The organism is Streptomyces sp. 184 (assembly GCF_045781775.1).
Classification (GTDB): Bacteria; Actinomycetota; Actinomycetes; order Streptomycetales; family Streptomycetaceae; genus Streptomyces.
Window position 1 is genome coordinate 468,153 of sequence record NZ_CP123230.1, and the last position, 17,567, is coordinate 485,719.

Genomic DNA, 17,567 nt, shown 5'->3' on the forward strand with positions numbered 1-17,567 from the left:
GGTGGGGGGTGCGCGCTGCGCGCGTGAGTTGGTCGCCGCCCGGGCCGGATCGGTTGCCGTTCATCCGGGACGTCTGCGGGTCCCGCCGGCCGGACCGAACTTCGGCCCGGTCCGGACCGGCGGGGCCGCTCGCCTGACGAGTCGGCCTGACGAGTCGCCTTGGTGGGTCGCCTCGGCGAGTCGGCTCTACGAGCCGATCAGGCTCTTCTCCTCCAGGTACTCCTTCGCCGCGTCCTCCGGCTTCATCCGCTCCGCGTCCACCTTGCGGTTCAGCTCGATCAGGTCCTCCGTCGTCAGCACCCGCGTCAGCTTGTCCAGGGTGGCCGCGATCTCCTTCGTCCCGGCCTCCTTGGCGTTGACGACAGGGAGGATGTTGTCCGCGTTCTGGAGGCCCTTGTCGTCCTCCAGGAGCACCAGGTCGAAGTCGTCCAGCGTGGCGTCCGTGGTCGTCGTCAGGACGAGCTGGTTCGTGCCGTCCTGGACCGACTGCTTGGCCGCCGGGGTGCCCACGCCGAGGGGGTCTATCTTCGTGATGTCGATGTCGTACGTGTTCTCCAGGCCCGGTTCGCAGAACGGGCGCTCGGGGCACTCGTCGCCGGCCGCGAGGCGGATCGGGTCGCCGGTCTTGCCGAGGTCGCTGAGCGTCTTGAGGTCGTTCTCGGCGGCGAAGTCCTTGGAGACGGCGAAGGCGTTCTGGTCGACCGCGTCGCCGGCGTCGAGCACCTTCAGGCCGCGGGGCTCGGCGAGCTCGCGCAGGGCCGTCACCGTCTCGTCCGCGTCGTTCGACGCGACGGGGTTCTTCTCGGGCGCCTCCGCGCCGTTCTCCTTAGCGTTCAGGAACTCGGCGAAGGTCGCGGCGTACTCCGGGAAGACGTCGATGCTGCCCTTCTCCAGCTCCGGCTCGTACAGCTCGCGGTTCTCCAGCTTCTTTATCGTGACGTCGTAGCCGGCGTCCTTCAGCATCGCCGAGTACAGCTCGGCGGTGACCGTGGAGACCGTGAACCCGGCCTGGCCCACCACCAGAGACGACTTGTCGTCGTCCGTGGAGTCCGAGCCGCTCTTCTCCTCCAGGCTGTCGCCGCCGCAGGCCGCGAGCCCCGCGGTCAGGGCGGCGGCGGCCAGCACCGAGGCGGCGGCGCGGGCTCGAACGCGGTTGGTGATCAAGGGATTCTCCATCCGTAGGGAGTTGGTATTCGTGGCAATGCGCTGCGAAAGGGGTGTGGGATTACGTGCGGTTTGATTGAGTTCTTCCGGAGGAGAATGCCGACGTTATACGAACATGCCGACGCCACGTGGCACGGCGCTGCGCTGCGCCGCGCGCGATGTGACGCAGAACCCTACAGCGACGCCGGCGCGTGCTTCTGTTCCCCCGGCGGTACGTCCGCCCCTTCCGCTCCCGGCCCGGCCAGGTGGTCCGCCGGCGTCCCGTGCCCGCGCCCGCGGCGGCCGTCGTGGCGCCCGCGCATCGGGTCGAGCAGCCGCTGGGCGACGACGAGAACGCCCTCCAGCACCAGGGCCAGCACCGCCACCAGGAAGGCGCCGGCCACCACCATCGGGGTGTTGTACGTCCGGAAACCCGCGGTGATGATCCGGCCCAGCCCGCCGCCGCCCGCGATGGCCGCCAGCGTGGCCGTGGCGACCACCTGCACCGTCGCCGACCGCAGGCCGGTCATCACCAGCGGATAGCCCAGCGGCAGCTCCACCCGGCCCAGCAACTGCGGCCCGGACATGCCCATGCCCCGCGCCGCCTCCACCACGTCCCGGTCGGCCTCGCGGATGCCCACGTACGCGTTCGTCAGCAGCGGCGGCACCGCGAACAGCACCAGCGCGATGACCGTCGGCCAGTCGCCGTGCATCCGCAGCGGCGTCAGCAGGAGCAGGCCGAGCACCGCGAGGGTGGGCACGGCCCGCCCGACGTTCGAGATGTTGATCGCCAGCGCGCCGCCCTTGCCGATGTGGCCCAGCCAGAACGCGATCGGCAGCGCGATGGCGCAGGCGATGGCCAGCGACATGCCGGTCAGATACAGATGCTCGCCCAGCCGCACGCCGATGCCGCTCTGCCCCGACCAGTTGGACCCCGTGGTCAGCCACGTCCACGCGTCCGCGATGGTGCCCATCAGGCCGTCTCCTTCTGCCGCCCGGCGGCCTTCGCGCGGAACCTGCCCAGAGGCGTCCGCGACCCCGCACCGCCACCGCCACCGCTCTTGCGCTGCGCCCGCGCCCACGGCGTCAGCAGCCGCTGGAGGCCCAGGAGGAGCAGGTCGGCGAGCACGGCGAGCAGCACGCACAGCACCGACGCCGTCAGCACCTGCGCCTTGAACAGGCTGCGCATGCCCTCGACGATCAGGTTGCCCAGGCCGCCATAGCCCATGATTCCGCCGACCGTCGTCATCGCGATCGTCGACACCGTCGCCATCCGCAGCCCGGCCATGACGGCGGGCAGCGCGAGCGGCAGCTCGACGGCGAACAGCAGCCGCGTCTGCCCGTACCCCATCCCGAGCGCCGCCTCCCGGGCCTCTGCCGGCACGGAGTCGAGGCCCGCCAGCAGGTTGCGGATGAGGATCGTGAGCGAATAGAGCACGAGGCCGGTGACGACGACGGACGCCGAGATGCCCAGGAGGGGGACCAGCAGCGAGAACATGGCGAGCGACGGGATCGTGTACAGCACCGTCGTCAGGCCGAGCACCGGTCCCGTCAGCACCCGCCAGCGGCGGGCGACGAGCGCCAGGGGGAAGGAGACCAGCAGGCCGATGGCCACGGACGCCAGGGTGATCCAGACGTGCTGGACCGTGGCGTCGACCAGCTCATCGCTGCGGCTGCGGACGTATTCGCCGCAGATCCACTCGTTCGCTGCCAGGCAGCTTGACGCTTTCACGCCACCGCTCCTTCCCGTAGGCAGCTCCATTAGACCCTCCGCCACCGACATCCCAGCGGGAGGGCGGGGCAGAATGAGGAAGCATGATCCGATTCGAGCACGTGACCAAGCGGTACCCCGACGGGACTACCGCGGTGAACGACTTGTCGTTCGACGTCGCCGAGGGCGAGCTGGTGACACTTGTCGGTCCCTCCGGCTGCGGCAAGACCACCACCCTGAAGATGGTCAACCGGCTCATCGAGCCCACCGCCGGCCGCATCGAGGTCGACGGCCGGGACGTCATGGCCACCGACCCCGTCGAGCTGCGCCGCCACATCGGCTACTGCATCCAGAACGTCGGCCTCTTCCCGCACAAGAACGTCCTCGACAACACCGCGACCGTGCCCCACCTGCTGGGCTGGCCGCGCGAGAAGCGGCTGAAGCGGGCGGCCGAGCTGCTGGACATGGTCGGCCTCGACCCGGAAGAACACGGCCGCCGCTACCCCGACCAGCTCTCCGGCGGCCAGCGCCAGCGCGTCGGCGTGGCGCGGGCGCTGGCGGCGGACCCGCCGGTGCTGCTGATGGACGAGCCGTTCGGGGCGGTGGACCCGGTGGTGCGGGAGCACCTTCAGAACGAGTTCCTGAAGCTCCAGGCGCGGATGCGCAAGACCGTGCTCTTCGTCACGCACGACATCGAGGAGGCGGTACGCCTCGGCGACCGCATCGCGGTCTTCGGGAAGGGGAAGATCGAACAGCTCGACTCGCCGGCGGCGGTCCTGGGCGCGCCCGCGACCCCGTACGTGGCCGACTTCGTCGGCGCCGACCGGGGGCTTAAGCGGTTGTCGGTGACGGAGATCGAGCGCAGCGACCTGGAGCAGCCGCCGGTGGTCCGCCTCGACGACGACGCGCGCAGTGCCGCGGCGACGCTGCGGAACGAGGGCGCGCGGTGGGCGGTCGTGCTGGACGGCGACGGCGACCTGCACGGGTGGGTCGGCGCGGACGAGATCGCCCAGGGCGGCGCGGTGTCGGACTACGCGCGGCGGATGGACGCCTGGCTGCCGCTGGGGGCGAGCCTGAAGAAGGCGTTCGCGACGATGCTCCAGTACGACGCCGGGTGGATCGCCGTGGTGGACGCCGAGGAGACGGGTCGGTTCGCCGGCGTCCTGACACCGGCGAGCCTGCACGAGGCGCTGCGGCGGTCGATCGACGCGGACGCGCGGGCGGTGGCGCGGGAGGAAGTGGAGCTGGACTCGCTGCCGCAGGTGTGAGGGGGCGGAGCGGGTGTGCCGGTACGGGCCGGGCGGGCCCGGGGTCGCGGTGCGTGCGCGTACGGCACGGGCATGGCTACGGGCGCCGCGGAGCCGCACCGGCCGGCGGCGGGTGCCGGGTGTCGGCGCGTACGTGCCCCCGCGGGGTCAGGGGAGGACCGGGGCGATGCACACGTGGTGGGCGAGCCAGGTGAAGCCGCCGAGGCCCGCGGGGTCGAGGAGTTCGGCGGCCTGCCCCGCGGCGGCGAGCCGGCGCAGGTAGCCGGCCGGGTCGGACGACGCCAGCGCCAGCGGCGGCCGGCTGCCGTCGACCCCGAGCCCCCGCAACGCCTCCCGCTGCGACAAAAGCACCGGCCGCCCGCTCCCGGCGCCGAACGGCGGGCCCGCAGGCGGACTGCCGTCCGTGCCCTCCGGCCGCCCGGCACCGGTTCCGGCAGAGGACGGCGGGTCCGGAGACACGCCGCCGTCCGTACCTGCCGCCCGCCCGGCGCCCCGCCCCCCGGGCGTGTCACCGCCGGCCTCCGCCCGCCCCGTACCGGTGTCCCCGGTCAGGGCGGCGGCCACCGCGTCCAGCGCCACGTGCGCCGTCACGTCGCAGCTCCCGTCCGGGACCGGACTCACCTCCTGCCCGCCGCGGAAGCCCGTCAGCGTGCCGTACGGGGGCCGGGTGGCGCGGGTGTGCGCGTAGTCCGCGGTCAGCGCCAGGCCGGCGGTCAGCGTCGTGACCGCCGCCGCCCACGCCGCGTCCCGCGGCGCGCCGATCTCCGCGCGGCTGCCCGGCGGGGCGCCCGCCAGCGGCCACCAGCAGCGCAGCCATTCCGCGTCGGCGTCGCCGACCTCCGCCCCCAGCCGCTCGGTGCCGTCCGGCGCGACCTCCACGTACCGCGGCACACCCTCCTCGTCCGTCTCCGCGACCTCCACCGGCACGTTGTCCAGCCACTCGTTGGCGAACAGCAGCCCCCGTACGCCCTCCGGCGGCGCCGCCGACCACGCGATCCGCTCGTCCAGCCCTTCCGGCCGCGGGCCGACCTCCACCGCGTACGCCCGCAGCCGCCCCGGTCCGCCGTACGCCGCCAGCACCCCGGTCAGCAGCTCCCCCCGCCCCGCGCCGACGTCCACCACGTCCAGCTCCGCCGGCCGCCCCAGCGCGACCGCCACCCGCCCCGCCAGCTCCGCCACCGCCGCCGCGAACAGCGGCGACGCGTGCACCGAGGTGCGGAAGTGCGCCGCCGCCCCGGCGCCGGGCCCGCCGCGGCGGTAGAAGCCCTCCGGCCCGTACAGCGCCCGCCGCATGGCCTCCCGCCAGCGCAGCCCGCCGTCCGCCCCCGGGGCAGCGCCCGAGTGGCTGCCCTCCGCCCCCGCGTCCAGTCGACCGGTCCCACCGTTCTCCACAGGCGCATCCTCCACCCTGCGGAGTAGATGCATCGGCCAGGGATCGCCCCGCGGACTGACTCCCGCCTACGCGCGCGTGCCTACGCTGGGTGACGTGCAACGTGTCTACGATTTCCTCCGCCGTCATCCGACGCTGGTGGACAGCTTCTGGGCTGTCTGCCTCGTCCTGATGACCGGTGCCTGGCTGATCGCCGTGGACACGACCACCCCCGACGACAACCCGCACGCCCCCGTCACCGACGTCGAGAAGACGATCGCGCTGCTCATCGGCATCGGATACGCCCTCGTCGTCGCGCTGCGCCGCCGCTACCCCGAGCGCATGCTGCTCTTCGCCGGCGCGCTCGGCGTCGCGCAGGTCGTGCTGGACTCGTCCCCGGGCCCGGCGAACTTCGCCATGCTCGTCGTCATCTTCACCGTCGCCGCCGGCGACGTGCCCTGGGCGTCGCGGCTGGCGCTGGTCGGCGCCGCCATCGCGCCCGCGGTCAACCAGCTCCGCTGGCAGATCTCCAGCGAGACCGTCGTCGAGCAGGTCGTCGGCCTCGCCTTCCTGACCGTCCCGTTCCTCCTCGCCTGGGTGCTCGGCGACTCGCTGCGCACCCGCCGCGCCTACTACGCGCAGCTTGAGGAACGGGCCGCCCGCCTGGAGCGGGAGCGGGAGACGCAGTCGCGGATCGCGGTCGCGGCCGAGCGGGCGCGGATAGCCCGCGAGCTGCACGACGTCGTGGCGCACAACGTGTCCGTGATGGTCGTGCAGGCCGACGGCGCCGCGTACGTGCTGGACAGCGCCCCGCAGCAGGCCAAGGAGGCGCTGACCACCATCTCCGGCACCGGCCGGCAGGCGCTGGCGGAGATGCGCCGGCTGCTCGGCGTGCTGCGCACCGGCGACCACGGCGCGGGCGGCGAGTACGTGCCGCAGCCCGGCGTGGAGCAACTGGCGGAGCTGGTCGAGCAGGTGCGCGGCGCGGGGCTCGCGGTCTCGTTCGAGGTGGCCGGCTCGCCGCGGGAGCTGCCGAGCAGCATCGAGCTTGCGGCGTACCGCATCGTGCAGGAGGCGCTGACCAACACCCGCAAGCACGGCGGTCCCGAGGCGGGCGCGGCGGTGCGGCTGACGTACGCGGACGGCGAGCTGGAGGTGCTGGTCGAGGACGACGGCCGCGGGTCGCTGCCCGAGCTGTACGAGGAGGGCGGCGCCGACGGCCAGGGCCACGGGCTCATCGGCATGCGCGAGCGCGTGGGCATGACCGGCGGCGAGCTGGACGCGGGGCCGCGGCCCGGCGGCGGCTTCCGCGTACGGGCCGTGCTGCCGCTGAAGACGGCCGCCTGACGGGCGGCCCCGACGGTTTACCGTCGGACGCGGGAAGAGACGCGGGGAAAAACGCGGGAAGAAACGAATACCCGGGGCGGCCCAGGCTGCCCCGCTGAAAGAGAAGGGACTCACGTGACGATCCGGGTCATGCTCGTGGACGACCAGGCGCTGCTGCGCACCGGCTTTCGGATGGTGCTGGCGGCCCAGCCCGACATGGACGTCGTCGCGGAGGCCGGGGACGGCGACGAGGCTGTGCAGCTCCTCGACGTCACCAAGGTGGACGTCGTCCTGATGGACGTGCGCATGCCGCGCCTCGACGGCGTCGAGGCGACGCGGCGCATCTGCGCGGACAAGCCTGCGGAGGCGCCGCCGAAGGTGCTGATCCTGACCACCTTCGACCTCGACGAGTACGCCTTCTCCGCCCTCCAGGCCGGGGCGTCGGGCTTCATGCTCAAGGACGTGCCGCCCGCCGACCTGCTGAGCGCCATCCGGGCCGTGCACAGCGGCGACGCGGTCGTCGCGCCGAGCACGACGCGGCGGCTCATCGACCGGTTCACCGCCGTGATGCCCGCCCCGGCGGGCGAGCGGGCGCACCCGGAGCTGAAGCGGCTGACGGACCGGGAGCGCGAGGTGCTGCTGCTGATCGCGCAGGGGCTGTCGAACGGGGAGATCGCGGCGCAACTGGTGCTGTCCGAGGCGACGGTGAAGACGCATGTGGGGCGGATCCTCACGAAGTTGGAGCTGCGGGACAGGGTGCAGGCGGTGGTCCTGGCGTACGAGACGGGTCTCGTACGGGCCGGAGGCTGACGGCTGACGCAGGGCAGGCCGGCGCGGGGCAGGCGGCGAGGGCGAGGGCGGGCTGCGGCCCGTCTCAGCGCAGCAGGCCCTCCAGCAGTGACCCGCCCAGGTGGGCGACCGCCGGCAGCGACAACTCGTACTGCACGTACCGCCCGCGGCGCCGCGTGACGACCAGCCCCGCCTTCTTCAGCACCGCCAGGTGCCGCGAGACCTCCGGCGCCGTGAGCTGGTGCACGGCGGCCAGTTCGCCCGTCGTCGTCGGCGTCCGCGAGATCGTGCGGCACAGCCGCAGCCGCACCGGGTGCGCCAGCGCCTCCAGCCGCAGTTGCAGCGTCTCCAGCGTCGGCGTCCGGGGCAGGTCCGGCGAGGGTATGGGGTACTGGATCACCGGCCGCCAGCCCGGCGCGTACACCACCAGCACGTGCGGCCAGCCGAACGCCGTCGGTATGAACGTCACGCTCTCCCGCGCGACGGCGCCGCCGTTGCTCAGCTTGTCCGCGACGATCCGGACCGAGCCGTCCTCGCCCTCGTCCAGCCGCAGCGCCCCCGACACGTCCGCCAGCGTCACCGCCAGGCCCTTGCGCCGCAGCAGGTCCGTCTTGTGCCGGGCGTCCGCGGCCAGCGGGTGGCGGACCCGCTCCCACGTCTCGTCGAAGAACGCCTGCGCGCAGTCCTCGAACAGCCGCCGCAGCCACACCCGCAGCCCGTCGGGGTCGGCGAGCATCCGCTCCACGAAGCCCGCCTGCCGCGGGCCGCGGGCGGCCGCGCGCTCGACGGCGGCGCGGCGGGTGACCGGGTCGGCGAGCGGGGAGGGGCCGCCGTGCTGGTACGCCGGGTTGCAGACGATCTCGAACGCGGCGGTGACGAAGGCGTCGTCCGGGATCCGGTCGAGCGCGTCCAGATCCTCGGCGAGGGTCGCTCCCGGCGCGGCGGGCAGCAGGATGTCCGCCCGCCCGGCGCTCCACAGGAACTCCGCCTCGCTCAGCCGGTCCGCGAGCCCGGGGTCGAGCGCGGCGGCGGTCGCGGTCGCCCAGCCGGCCGCCCCGGGGTGGTGCGCGGGCGCGGTGAGCGTGTGCAGCGCGGCGCCCAGCTCGGCGAGCGGGGAGGGCGTGAAGCCGATGCGCTCGGCGGCCAGGCCGGTGATGTCGAGGGTGACGCTCATGAATCCATGGTCGGGTACGGCACTGACGCCGCCGGGGCCCGCGAGCCCGTTTCCGCGGCTGCGCAGTTGGACAAAGCCCGAAACGACGGGCTCGGATTCACTTTCGAGCAGTTGGACAGCGTCGTTGGGCAGCGGCGCCTCAGCCGCCCGCCGACCCGCCGGACCCCGACCCGCCGGACCTCGACCCGGCGCCCGCCGCCACCCGCTCCACCACCCGAGCCGCCTCCCGCGCCACGTCCTCCGCCGTCCACGCCAGCCCCGGCTCCGTCACCGTGACCTCCGTCACCGACAGCCCCGGCGGGTCGCCCGGCTCCGTCCACATCCGGAACAGGCACGTCCCCGTCTCCCGCGCCAGCGCCGTCCCGGCGTCCATCAGCGCCTCCGCCCCGTACGGCAGCCAGACCTGGAACTGGTGCGTGTGCGGCACCTCCGGATGCACCCGGAAGAACGGCACCCCCGCCCCCGCGAACCCCTCCCGCAGCGCCCCCGCGACGACCCGCGCGTGCGCCACGTACGACGGCAGCCGCGGCAGCTCCCGCTGGAGCCCCTCCAACGCGGCCAGCGCCGCCGGCCACTGCTGGAACAACGCGCCGCCGTACCGGTGCCGCCACGCCCGCGCCTCCTCGACGAACCCCGCGGGACCGGCCAGCGCCGCGCCGGACAGCCCGCCCAGCGACTTGTAGAACGAGACGTACACGCTGTCCGCGAGCCCCGCGATCTGCGCCAGCCCGCGCCCGAGGTGCGTCGTGCACTCCCACAGCCGGGCGCCGTCGAAGTGGACGACCGCCTCCCGCTCCCGCGCCGCCGCGACGAGCTCCTCCAGCTCCGCCCACCCCGGCAGCACGAACCCCGGCTCGCGCATCGGCAGCTCCAGCATCAGCGTGCCGAAGGGCTCGCCCAGCGCCCGTACCTCCGCCGCCGTCGCGACCCGCGGCGCGCGCGTGGGGTGGACGGTGCGCAGCCCGGTGAGGACCGCGTACGCCGCCCGCTCGTGCACCTCCAGGTGGGCGAGCGGGTGCGAGGCGACGACGGGGCTGCCGGTGCGCTCCGCCCAGCAGCGCAGCGCGACCTGCTGCGCCATGGTGCCGGTGGGGAAGAACGCCGCGTCCTCGCAGCCGAGGAGTTCCGCGGTGCGCTCCTCCAGTTCGCCGACGATCCCGCCGGCGTAGATGTCCACCTGCTGGTCGAGGTCGACGCCGCCGGGGCGGGTGGTGGCGAGGCGGGCCAGGCGTGCGGAGATGGTGGGCAGGGAGGCCGAGAGGGTGTGCTCGGCCGCCGCCCAGGTCGCGCGCCTACGGGTCATGAGGTCGTCCGCGTCCGTCATGGGCCCCGATCATGCCCGCCGCCGCACCTCCGGCACAGCGGGTTTACGCCCCGGGGGCACCCGGCAGGGCCATCCGGCGTCCGCCGCGCACCGGCACGCGCGCGTACGCGCGCCTGCCGCACCCTGTGCCCGTACGGCGGGCCCGGCGTGCTCAGGCACACACCGGCACCTGGCCGCGCCGCAAGTACCATGAACCCGTACGTCCGGTACCCGAAGCGGACTGGAACGGAAGGCGACGTGAACCCCAGCCCCACCCCCGAGCCGCAGGAGAAGCCCGCCCGGCTCGCCGTCGGCGTGGTCGGCGCCGGCCGGGTCGGCCCGCCGCTCGCCGCCGCGCTCGCGCTCGCGGGACACCGCCCCGTCGCCGTGCACGCCGTCTCCGACGGCGCCCGCCGGCGGGCCGAGGAACTGCTGCCCGACGTGCCCGTCACCGAGCCCGCCCAGGTGCTGGCCCGCGCCGACCTCGTGCTCCTCACCGTGCCGGACGACGTGCTGCCCGGCCTCGTCGAGGGCCTGGCGGGCACCGGCGCCGTACGCCCCGGCCAGCTCCTCGTGCACACCTCCGGCCGGTACGGGGCCGGGGTGCTGGATCCCGCCACCCGCGTCGGCGGGCTGCCGCTCGCGCTGCACCCCGCGATGACGTTCACCGGCACCGCCGTCGACGTCCAGCGGCTCGCCGGCTGCTCGTTCGGCGTCACCGCGCCGGGCGAGCTGCGTACGGCCGCGGAAGCGCTGGTCGTGGAGATGGGCGGCGAGCCGGAGTGGGTGGAGGAGGAGGCCCGGCCGCTGTACCACGCGGCGCTCGCCATCGGGGCCAACCATCTCGTCACGCTGGTCGCGCAGTCGATGGAGCTGCTGGTCAAGGCCGGCGTCGGCGCCCCCGACCGGATGCTGGGCCCGCTGCTCGGCGCGGCCCTCGACAACGCGCTGCGCAGCGGCGACGCCGCGCTCACCGGCCCGGTCGCGCGCGGCGACGCGGGCACCGTGGCGGCGCACATCGCGGAGCTGCGCGTGCACGCGCCGCAGGCCGTGCCGGCGTACGTCGCGATGGCGCGGGCGACGGCGGACCGCGCGCTGTCGGGCGGGCTGCTCAAGCCGGAGCTGGCCGAGGACCTGCTCGGGGTCCTCGCCGACGGAGGACGTTGAGGGACGGCGAGGATGACCGCTCTGCTCGTACACGAAGCCGCCGATCTGCCGGCCCTGCCGGCCCTGCCGGATCTGCCGGAGCCGCCGGGGGCGCACGGTCCGCCGGGTGAGCCCGGCGCGGCGCCCGGGCGCCCGTCGCGCGCCGTGGTGATGACCATGGGCGCCCTGCACGAGGGCCACGCCGCGCTCGTCCGCGCCGCCCGCGCCGAGGTCGGCCCGCGGGGGCAGGTCGTGGTCACGGTCTTCGTCAACCCGCTCCAGTTCGGCCCCGGCGAGGATCTGGACCGCTACCCGCGCACTCTCGACGCGGACGTCCTGCTCGCGGGCAAGGAGGGCGCGGACGTCGTCTTCGCGCCGTCCGCCGGCGAGGTCTACCCGGGCGGCGAGCCGCAGGTGCGCATCAGCGCCGGGCCGATGGGGGAGCGGCTGGAGGGCGCGTACCGGCCGGGGCACTTCGACGGCGTGCTGACCGTCGTCGCCAAGCTGCTGCACCTCACGCGGCCGGACGCGGCGCTGTACGGCCAGAAGGACGCGCAGCAGCTCGCGCTGATCACGCGGATGGTGCGGGACCTGGACTTCCCGGTACGGATCCTCGGCGTGCCGACCGTACGCGAGCCGGACGGCCTCGCACTGTCCAGCCGCAACGTCTACCTCTCCGCGCCGGAGCGCGGCACCGCGCTCGCGCTCTCCCGCGCGCTGTTCGCGGCGCGCGCCGCGAGCGGCGGGCCCGAGGAAGCGCTGAAAGCGGCACAGGAAGTACTGCACGACGCGGAGGGACGGACACCCCCGCTGGAGCCTGACTACGCGGCGCTGGTCGACCCGGCGGACTTCACGCCGGTCGCGGACGGCACGGCGCGGAAGGACGGCGTCGCGTACGAGGCCGTCCTCGCCGTCGCCGCCAGGGTCGGCACCACCCGCCTCATCGACAACATCCGCCTCACCTTCGGAGGTAACCGGTGACCGCGATACGGCTCGGGGCCCCCGCCCCCGGCTGGGTGCTGAACACCGACGTCGTCGTGGTCGGCTCCGGCGTCGCCGGCCTCACCGCCGCGCTGCGCTGCGCCGAGGCGAGCCGCCGGGTCGCCGTCGTCACCAAGGCCAACCTCGACGACGGCTCCACCCGCTGGGCCCAGGGCGGCATCGCCGCCGCCCTCGGCGAGGGCGACACCCCCGAGCAGCACCTCGCCGACACCCTCGTCGCCGGCGCCGGGCTGTGCGACGAGGACGCCGTACGCACCCTCGTCACCGAGGGCCCCGCCGCCGTACGCCGCCTCATCGCCACCGGCGCCGCCTTCGACACCGACCCCGCCACCGGCGCCATCGAGCTGACCCGCGAGGGCGGCCACCACCGCCGCCGCATCGCCCACGCGGGCGGCGACGCGACCGGCGCGGAGGTCTCCCGCGCGCTGGTCGAGGCGGTGCGCGAGGCGGGTATCGAGACCGTCGAGCACGCACTCGTACTCGATCTGATCAAGGACGCGGAAGGGCGTGCCGCCGGCGTCACGTTGCACGTCATGGGCGAGGGCGCGCGCGACGGCGTGGGCGCCGTGCACGCCCCCGCCGTGGTGCTCGCCACCGGCGGCATGGGCCAGGTCTTCTCGGCGACCACCAACCCGGCGGTCTCCACCGGCGACGGCGTCGCGCTCGCGCTGCGCGCCGGGGCGGAGGTGTCGGACCTGGAGTTCGTGCAGTTCCACCCGACGGTGATGTTCCTGGGCCCGGACGCCCAGGGCCAGCAGCCGCTGGTCTCCGAGGCGGTACGGGGTGAGGGCGCCCATCTCGTCGACGCGGACGGCGTGCGGTTCATGGTGGGGCAGCACGAACTGGCGGAGCTGGCGCCGCGCGACATCGTGGCGAAGGGCATCACGCGGCGCATGCGGGAGCAGGGCGCCGACCACATGTACCTCGACGGGCGGCACTTCGGCGCGGAGATGTGGAAGCAGCGCTTCCCGACGATCTTCGCGGCCTGCCGCGCGCACGGTTTCGACCCGGTCCACGACCTCGTCCCGATCGCCCCCGCCGCCCACTACGCCTCCGGCGGCGTCGTCACGGACCTGCGCGGGCGGACGAGCGTCCCGGGGCTGTACGCCTGCGGTGAGGTGGCCTGCACGGGGGTGCACGGCGCGAACCGGCTCGCGTCCAACTCCCTGCTGGAGGGCCTGGTCTTCGCCGAGCGCATCGCGGCGGACGTCGCCGCCGGGCCCGTAACGGAGGACCCGACTCCGCCTCAGGAGAGGCCCGCGCAGAAGGCCGCGCCCCGCGAGATCCCGCTCCTCCCGCCGGACGCCCGCGCCGACGTCCAGCGCGTCATGACCGCCGGCGCCGGCGTCCTGCGCTCCGCCGCCAGCCTCGCCGGGGCCGCCGCCGAACTGCGCGCGATACGCGACACCGCGCGGCCCGCCGCCGCGGCGCCCTGCGTGGAGACCTGGGAGGCCACCAACCTCCTGCTCGTCGCCGAGGTCCTCGTCGAGTGCGCCCGCCGCCGCGTCGAGACCCGCGGCTCGCACTGGCGCGAGGACCACGCCGACCGCGACGACGCCCGCTGGGCCCGCCACTTCCTCGTCACCCTCACCCCCGACCCGGTACGCCCCGACCCGGTACGCCCCGAGGCCGCCCGCCCCGCAGCAGACCCCGCGGACCGCGCAGACCCCGCGGACCCCGAGGACCGCGCGGACCCCGGAGACGCTTCAGCCCCCGCCCGCCCCGCAGACCCCGCACCCGCCGTCCGGACCACGGCCGGCACCGCCTTCCACCGGGAGACCCCGTGAGCAGCACCCCAGAGCCCCACCGACCCCAGCCCGTGGAGCTGACGCTCCTGCCCCTCGGCGCACCGGGCACCGACGCCGGTGCCGGCGGCTGCGGCGACGCCTGCGGCTGCGGCGCGGGCGACGGTGGCGACGGCGCGTACGACCCCCTGGAGTGCGGCCTCGACCCCGGCCTCGCGCAGCTCCTCGCCGACGCCGGCCTCGACCCCGTCTACGTCGAGGACGTCGCCCACCTCGCCGTCGAGGAGGACCTCGACCACGGCGTGGACGTGACGACCGTCGCCACCGTCCCCGAAGACGCCGTCGCCACCGGCGACTTCACCGCCCGCGAAGCCGGCGTCGTCGCCGGCCTGCGCGTCACCGAGGCGGTGCTGTCCGTCGTCTGCACCGACGACATGGAGGTCGAGCGGCACGCCGAGGACGGCGACGTGGTGGCGGCGGGACAGCCGCTGCTGACGGTCCGTACCCGCACCCGCGACCTCCTCACCGCCGAACGCAGCGCGCTCAACCTCCTTTGCCGCATGTCGGGTATCGCCACCGCCACCCGCGCCTGGGCCGACACCCTCGACGGCACCGCCGCCAGGGTCCGCGACACCCGCAAGACGACCCCGGGGCTGCGCGCGCTGGAGAAGTACGCGGTGCGCTGCGGCGGCGGCGTCAACCACCGCATGTCGCTGTCGGACGCGGCCCTGGTCAAGGACAACCACGTGGTCGCGGCGGGCGGCCTGGCGGAGGCGTTCCGGCTCGTACGGGCCGAGTTCCCGGACCTGGACGTGGAGGTGGAGGCGGACACCCTGCACCAGGTGCGCGAGGCGGTCGACGCGGGGGCGGACCTCATCCTGCTGGACAACTTCACGCCCGTGGAGACCGCGGAGGCCGTGGCGCTGGTCGCCGGCCGCGCCCGGCTGGAGTCCTCCGGGCGGCTGACGCTCGACAACGCGCGCGCGTACGCGGAGACGGGTGTCGACTACCTCGCCGTAGGGGCGCTCACCCACTCCACCCCGATCCTCGACATCGGCCTCGACCTGCGCGAGGAGGGCGACGGCTAGATGCTCCTCACCATCGACGTCGGGAACACCCACACCGTCCTCGGCCTCTTCGACGGCGAGGAGATCGTCGAGCACTGGCGCATCTCCACCGACGCGCGCCGCACCGCCGACGAGCTCGCGGTGCTGCTCCAGGGCCTCATGGGCATGCACCCGCTGCTCGGCGAGGAGCTGGGCGACGGCATCCACGGCATCGCCATCTGCTCCACCGTCCCCTCGGTGCTGCACGAACTGCGCGAGGTCACCCGCCGCTACTACGGCGACGTCCCCTCCGTGCTCGTCGAGCCCGGCGTGAAGACCGGCGTGCCCGTACTGATGGACAACCCCAAGGAGGTCGGCGCCGACCGGATCATCAACGCCCTGGCGGCGGCCGAGCTGTACGGCGGACCGGCCATCGTCGTCGACTTCGGCACGGCGACGACGTTCGACGCGGTCAGCGAGCGCGGCGAGTACGTCGGCGGGGTCATCGCGCCGGGCATCGAGATCTCCACGGAGGCGCTGGGCGTACGCGGCGCGCAGTTGCGCAAGATCGAGCTGGCCCGGCCGCGCGCGGTGATCGGCAAGAACACCGTCGAGGCGATGCAGTCCGGCATTCTGTACGGGTTCGCGGGGCAGGTCGACGGCGTCGTCAACCGCATGGCTGCGGAGCTGGCCGACGACCCGGACGAGGTCACCGTCATCGCGACGGGCGGGCTGGCGCCGATGATGCTGGCCGACTCCTCGGTGATCGACGAGCACGAGCCGTGGCTGACGCTGGTCGGCCTCCGCCTGGTCTACGAGCGGAACGTCTCGACCACCTGACGCCTGCGCGGCGGCGCCCCCGCGGCGAGTGCCCGTTCCGCGCGCCTTCGCGGCATGAGCCCCGTTCAGGGCCTAAAGTCGGATTATGCCTACGCCATACGGTTCCCGAGGTGGTGTGGCGCTCAGCGCCGACGAGCTCCGCGTCGTGCGTGACGCGCTGGCCATCGCCATCGAGTCGAGTTGGGGCCTGCCCAGGCCCGCCAGGGGTGACGGAACGGAGCCGGCGGCCGCGTCGGCGGTCCGGCGCGGTGCGGTCGTACGGGACTGCACGGAGCTGGCCGCGGGGCTGGACGAGGCGGCGGCCGAGGCGGACCGGATGCGCCTGTTCCGTAACGCCGACCTCGCCCGCTACCGCGCCGCGCTCCCCGGCAGCGCGGCCGGGTACGCGGAGCTGCTGCACGACGCGCTGGCCGCCGGCGACGTGCCCCGGCAGGCCGACGTCGCCGCGCTGCGCGCCCTGTGCGCCGAGCCGGCGGACTCGGACGTGGCCGAGCGCCGCCGGCTGCTGCTGCGGCGCTGCGAGGCGCTGGCGGCCGCCCAGGTACCGCCGCGCCGCCGTCCGGCGCCGTCCTGGCCGGCGATGCCGCCGCTGCCGCAGGCGCTGCTCCCGCGGCCCGCGCTGCGGGCCCTGCCCGGCGGCAGGGAGGCGTGGGGGGCGCAGGGGTCCGAGGAGTCCCAGCCCGCACCGGGGCGGCAGCCGCGCAAGCCCGGCGAGCAGCCGCAGCAGCGCCCGCCCCGCGAGAACCCCCCGGACCGGCAGCCCGCGTCCCCGAACCGGCCGGTGCCCACCCCCGCCGAGGTCTTCCCGCCCCGCCGCCGCCCGGCCCCGCCCCCGGAGCACCTGCTACGCCCCCACGCGGCCCGTACGGCCTGAGCGCCCCTCCCGCCAACCCACCGACATCGCGCCAAAGGGGGCGGGCTACGCTGGAGGCCGCGGCACCTCCGCGGCGCCCGCGCCCAGTAGCCCGCAACGATGGATGGCTCTCATGGATTACCTCTCCGCGCTGCTGCCGTCGACCGTCATGGCCGTCGCCTTCACCGTGATGATCGTGACGATCGTCAAGAACCAGGGCGGCCCCAACAAGACCAAGGAAGACGCCGCCGTCGACGCCGCATTCGCGCAGGCCGAAGCGCCGAAGCAGAAGTCCGCCGAGTAACGTCGGGTAACGTCGGGTAACCCTGTAACCCCAAACGGGCGCGGCCCCGTCGCCCGAATCGCCACGCCCGCCGCACCGTTCCCCGTCCCAATCGCCCCATTGTTCACGCTCCTACGGGTATTGTGCTGGCGTGGTCCGGCCATTGGGAGAGCTCGAAGACACGGTCATGACCCGGGTGTGGGAGTGGAACCGGCCGGTCACCGTCCGGGAAGTGCTGGAAGACCTCCAGCAGGAACGCTCTCTCGCGTACACCACCGTCATGACCGTAATGGACAACCTCCACCAGAAGGGCTGGCTGCGGCGTGCGCCCGAAGGCCGCGCCTATCGATATGAAGCGGTCTCCACCCGGGCCGCGTACTCGGCCGCACTCATGAACGAGGCGTGGGCCGCCAGCGACAATCCCGCGGCCGCCCTTGTCGCGTTCTTCGGCATGATGTCGCCGGCCCAGGTCGACGCCCTGCGCGACGCGCTACGCGTTGTGTCCCTGGACTCACCCGGTGACACCGAAGCCGGTGACGGCGAAGCGAGCGCGTGACGATAGCGTCATG

At 74.5% G+C, this 17,567-nt stretch carries 17 protein-coding genes; 11 read left to right on the plus strand and 6 right to left on the minus strand.

The genetic code is table 11. The features are described from left to right. Positions 1 to 186 precede the first annotated feature (186 nt). The 3 genes from QBL21_RS01955 to QBL21_RS01965 all read right to left on the minus strand — a co-directional run bounded on the left by QBL21_RS01955 (position 187) and on the right by QBL21_RS01965 (position 2,905). Positions 187 to 1,176 carry an ABC transporter substrate-binding protein gene (locus QBL21_RS01955; protein WP_407560216.1) on the minus strand — a complete coding sequence of 330 codons (990 nt, stop codon included), beginning with the start codon at positions 1,174 to 1,176 and terminating at the stop codon, positions 187 to 189. A gap of 161 nt (positions 1,177 to 1,337) precedes the next feature. Further along, positions 1,338 to 2,117 (minus strand): ABC transporter permease, encoded by a 780-nt coding sequence (locus QBL21_RS01960; protein ID WP_407560217.1) that lies wholly within the window; start codon positions 2,115 to 2,117, stop codon positions 1,338 to 1,340. Continuing rightward, positions 2,117 to 2,905 carry an ABC transporter permease gene (locus QBL21_RS01965; RefSeq protein ID WP_407560218.1) on the minus strand — a complete coding sequence of 263 codons (789 nt, stop codon included), beginning with the start codon at positions 2,903 to 2,905 and terminating at the stop codon, positions 2,117 to 2,119. The genes QBL21_RS01960 and QBL21_RS01965 overlap by 1 nt, the downstream gene beginning before the upstream one ends. Positions 2,906 to 2,958: 53 nt before the next feature. Here QBL21_RS01965 and QBL21_RS01970 point away from each other — a divergent pair, with 53 nt between their 5' ends. Beyond that, positions 2,959 to 4,122 carry an ABC transporter ATP-binding protein gene (locus QBL21_RS01970; RefSeq protein WP_407560219.1) on the plus strand — a complete coding sequence of 388 codons (1,164 nt, stop codon included), beginning with the start codon at positions 2,959 to 2,961 and terminating at the stop codon, positions 4,120 to 4,122. Positions 4,123 to 4,269: 147 nt separating this feature from the next. Here the strand turns inward: QBL21_RS01970 and QBL21_RS01975 are convergent, their stop codons facing one another. Next, complete coding sequence (locus QBL21_RS01975; RefSeq protein WP_407560220.1) at positions 4,270 to 5,514, minus strand: SAM-dependent methyltransferase; 1,245 nt, start codon at positions 5,512 to 5,514, stop codon at positions 4,270 to 4,272. 94 nt (positions 5,515 to 5,608) lie between these two features. On the opposite strand from QBL21_RS01975, the gene QBL21_RS01980 reads away from it, so the two are divergent. Both QBL21_RS01980 and QBL21_RS01985 read left to right on the plus strand, forming a co-directional pair. Beyond that, the gene (locus tag QBL21_RS01980; RefSeq protein WP_407560221.1) at positions 5,609 to 6,838 is read left to right on the plus strand and encodes a sensor histidine kinase; all 1,230 of its coding nucleotides are present in this window, start codon (positions 5,609 to 5,611) and stop codon (positions 6,836 to 6,838) included. A 114-nt stretch (positions 6,839 to 6,952) separates the two neighbouring features. Further along, positions 6,953 to 7,627, plus strand: a complete 675-nt coding sequence (locus tag QBL21_RS01985; RefSeq protein ID WP_407560222.1) for a response regulator — start codon at positions 6,953 to 6,955, stop codon at positions 7,625 to 7,627. A 64-nt stretch (positions 7,628 to 7,691) separates the two neighbouring features. Here QBL21_RS01985 and QBL21_RS01990 read toward each other — a convergent pair whose 3' ends face one another. Further along, positions 7,692 to 8,780 carry a DUF5937 family protein gene (locus QBL21_RS01990; RefSeq protein WP_407560223.1) on the minus strand — a complete coding sequence of 363 codons (1,089 nt, stop codon included), beginning with the start codon at positions 8,778 to 8,780 and terminating at the stop codon, positions 7,692 to 7,694. Between the two features lie 139 nt (positions 8,781 to 8,919). Continuing rightward, complete coding sequence (locus QBL21_RS01995) at positions 8,920 to 10,104, minus strand: threonine aldolase family protein (RefSeq protein WP_407560224.1); 1,185 nt, start codon at positions 10,102 to 10,104, stop codon at positions 8,920 to 8,922. Between the two features lie 237 nt (positions 10,105 to 10,341). On the opposite strand from QBL21_RS01995, the gene QBL21_RS02000 reads away from it, so the two are divergent. From QBL21_RS02000 to QBL21_RS02035, 8 genes are all read left to right on the plus strand, one after another. Beyond that, positions 10,342 to 11,250 (plus strand): Rossmann-like and DUF2520 domain-containing protein, encoded by a 909-nt coding sequence (locus QBL21_RS02000; RefSeq protein WP_407560225.1) that lies wholly within the window; start codon positions 10,342 to 10,344, stop codon positions 11,248 to 11,250. Positions 11,251 to 11,406: 156 nt separating this feature from the next. After that, positions 11,407 to 12,210, plus strand: coding sequence for a pantoate--beta-alanine ligase (gene panC / locus QBL21_RS02005; RefSeq protein WP_407566274.1), 804 nt, complete (start codon positions 11,407 to 11,409; stop codon positions 12,208 to 12,210). Beyond that, complete coding sequence (locus QBL21_RS02010) at positions 12,207 to 14,018, plus strand: L-aspartate oxidase (RefSeq protein WP_407560226.1); 1,812 nt, start codon at positions 12,207 to 12,209, stop codon at positions 14,016 to 14,018. The genes panC and QBL21_RS02010 overlap by 4 nt, the downstream gene beginning before the upstream one ends. A 32-nt stretch (positions 14,019 to 14,050) precedes the next feature. Next, on the plus strand, positions 14,051 to 15,064 hold the full coding sequence (gene nadC / locus QBL21_RS02015) for a carboxylating nicotinate-nucleotide diphosphorylase (RefSeq protein ID WP_407566275.1): 1,014 nt from the start codon (positions 14,051 to 14,053) through the stop codon (positions 15,062 to 15,064). Then, positions 15,065 to 15,862 carry a type III pantothenate kinase gene (locus QBL21_RS02020; protein ID WP_407560227.1) on the plus strand — a complete coding sequence of 266 codons (798 nt, stop codon included), beginning with the start codon at positions 15,065 to 15,067 and terminating at the stop codon, positions 15,860 to 15,862. 85 nt (positions 15,863 to 15,947) lie between these two features. After that, positions 15,948 to 16,736, plus strand: coding sequence for a hypothetical protein (locus QBL21_RS02025; RefSeq protein WP_407560228.1), 789 nt, complete (start codon positions 15,948 to 15,950; stop codon positions 16,734 to 16,736). Positions 16,737 to 16,848: 112 nt separating this feature from the next. Next, the gene (locus QBL21_RS02030; protein WP_407560229.1) at positions 16,849 to 17,019 is read left to right on the plus strand and encodes a hypothetical protein; all 171 of its coding nucleotides are present in this window, start codon (positions 16,849 to 16,851) and stop codon (positions 17,017 to 17,019) included. Positions 17,020 to 17,149: 130 nt separating this feature from the next. Then, on the plus strand, positions 17,150 to 17,554 hold the full coding sequence (locus QBL21_RS02035) for a BlaI/MecI/CopY family transcriptional regulator (protein ID WP_407560230.1): 405 nt from the start codon (positions 17,150 to 17,152) through the stop codon (positions 17,552 to 17,554). The last annotated feature ends 13 nt before the right edge of the window (positions 17,555 to 17,567 follow it).

What these genes read in the sequence shown, in the direction of transcription:
- QBL21_RS01990 (WP_407560223.1), bottom strand. Translation starts at nt 8,780, where the DNA reads ATGAGCGTCACCCTCGACATCACCGGCCTGGCCGCCGAGCGCATCGGC.
- QBL21_RS02030 (WP_407560229.1), top strand. Translation starts at nt 16,849, where the DNA reads ATGGATTACCTCTCCGCGCTGCTGCCGTCGACCGTCATGGCCGTCGCC.
- QBL21_RS02025 (WP_407560228.1), top strand. Translation starts at nt 15,948, where the DNA reads ATGCCTACGCCATACGGTTCCCGAGGTGGTGTGGCGCTCAGCGCCGAC.
- QBL21_RS01970 (WP_407560219.1), top strand. Translation starts at nt 2,959, where the DNA reads ATGATCCGATTCGAGCACGTGACCAAGCGGTACCCCGACGGGACTACC.
- panC (WP_407566274.1), top strand. Translation starts at nt 11,407, where the DNA reads ATGGGCGCCCTGCACGAGGGCCACGCCGCGCTCGTCCGCGCCGCCCGC.
- QBL21_RS01955 (WP_407560216.1), bottom strand. Translation starts at nt 1,176, where the DNA reads ATGGAGAATCCCTTGATCACCAACCGCGTTCGAGCCCGCGCCGCCGCC.
- QBL21_RS01965 (WP_407560218.1), bottom strand. Translation starts at nt 2,905, where the DNA reads ATGGAGCTGCCTACGGGAAGGAGCGGTGGCGTGAAAGCGTCAAGCTGC.
- QBL21_RS02020 (WP_407560227.1), top strand. Translation starts at nt 15,065, where the DNA reads ATGCTCCTCACCATCGACGTCGGGAACACCCACACCGTCCTCGGCCTC.
- QBL21_RS01960 (WP_407560217.1), bottom strand. Translation starts at nt 2,117, where the DNA reads ATGGGCACCATCGCGGACGCGTGGACGTGGCTGACCACGGGGTCCAAC.
- QBL21_RS01995 (WP_407560224.1), bottom strand. Translation starts at nt 10,104, where the DNA reads ATGACGGACGCGGACGACCTCATGACCCGTAGGCGCGCGACCTGGGCG.